We start from the raw sequence: 1,226 nt of genomic DNA on the forward strand, positions 1-1,226 counted from the left end.
GCTCCCAATCGCCCCATGGATCCCAGATGCCGTAACGGGCGCACAGCCCCTGGTGGGTGTCGGATGGATAGCGCCGCGAGGTCGCGCCGGCAGCAGCGAAGCGCATCGACACGCCGGTGGTGCTGTTGGTGTCGACCTGGCTGGCATGCAGCCACCACCACCCGGCCGCGCCATCGGCAGCGAACCAGACCGTGATCTCCGGCGAGGGATTGCCCACCCACGCGGAATGCACGATGGTGTAGCTGTGGGCGTAGGCATTGGCATCGAGATAGTCGTTTCCGTAGACCGGATACGCGAAGATCGCCCCATAGGGGTCCTGATCCTGGAAACTGAACGCCCAGTGCGGAACATCATCATCAGCGGTGCCTGCCGGCGAGCCTAGCCGGATGAAGTCGATGCCGTCGACGGTATCGAGCAGCACGTTGAATCCGGCGTTCGTCACGTAGGTCTTGAGGTGCGCGAACAGGGCCTGCACGGCGGCCTTGTCGAAGGTGCCGGCAGCCCACGTCTTCTTGAAACCGACCCGGGGCATCACGCACTCTCCCCGTGAATGGCCAACGACGTAAAGTCGTTCGCCAGGCTGAACGTCCCCGCCGGCACCTGGCGGCGATACCAGATCGGGATCGCGGCAGGCTGCGTCGCAAAGGTGATGGTGTCGTTGGTCTGGAAGCTTCCACCCCAAGCGATGGCCTTGATGGTGAAGTACGGCGTGCCGGTCGCCGGGTTCAGCGGCGCGTAGTCGGCGCTGACCGATCCCGGGCTGGCCAGGGTGCCGACCGTGTTGCCCGACACCGTGAAGGTGGTGGCGCTGGTGAAGGTGAGCGTCCAGTTCTCCTCTACCGCCCCCTTGTTGTGGGCGACGAGGTTGCCGACGGTGGCGGAATCGAAGCTGCCGCCACCGCTGATGACTGACACCCCGGTGAAACCAGCCACCGCGCTGGGCAGTTCGAGCACGCTGGACACCAGGGTGTTTGACGTGGCGTAGCTGTTCACGAGCGCAGGCGAGACATCCACCGTGGCGAAATCGGTGCCGTAGCTGACGCCGCTGACCGTCACCCATTCCTCGTTGCCGGCACCGCCGGTGCTCGGTCGATCTGAGACGCGCACCACGTCGCCGACCCGAAGCGGTTGCAGGGTGGCGTACTCGGCGTTGTGCTCACAGGCCACCTGAATCTGGACGGCCCCACCGACGATGGGTGCGTAGAGCGTGCCGATGCCATAGGGCC

At 65.4% G+C, this 1,226-nt stretch carries 2 protein-coding genes; both read right to left on the reverse strand.

From position 1 onward, the window contains the following. Positions 1-532: hypothetical protein (locus Q1J43_RS00215; protein WP_301100269.1), on the reverse strand; the 532-nt coding region annotated here is incomplete at its 3' end. Then, positions 532-1,226, reverse strand: a 695-nt coding sequence (locus Q1J43_RS00220) for a hypothetical protein (RefSeq protein ID WP_301100270.1), incomplete at its 5' end; no start/stop codon positions are given. The genes Q1J43_RS00215 and Q1J43_RS00220, both read right to left, overlap by 1 nt.

The organism is Propionivibrio sp., assembly GCF_029255185.1.
Taxonomy (GTDB): Bacteria; Pseudomonadota; Gammaproteobacteria; order Burkholderiales; family Rhodocyclaceae; genus Propionivibrio.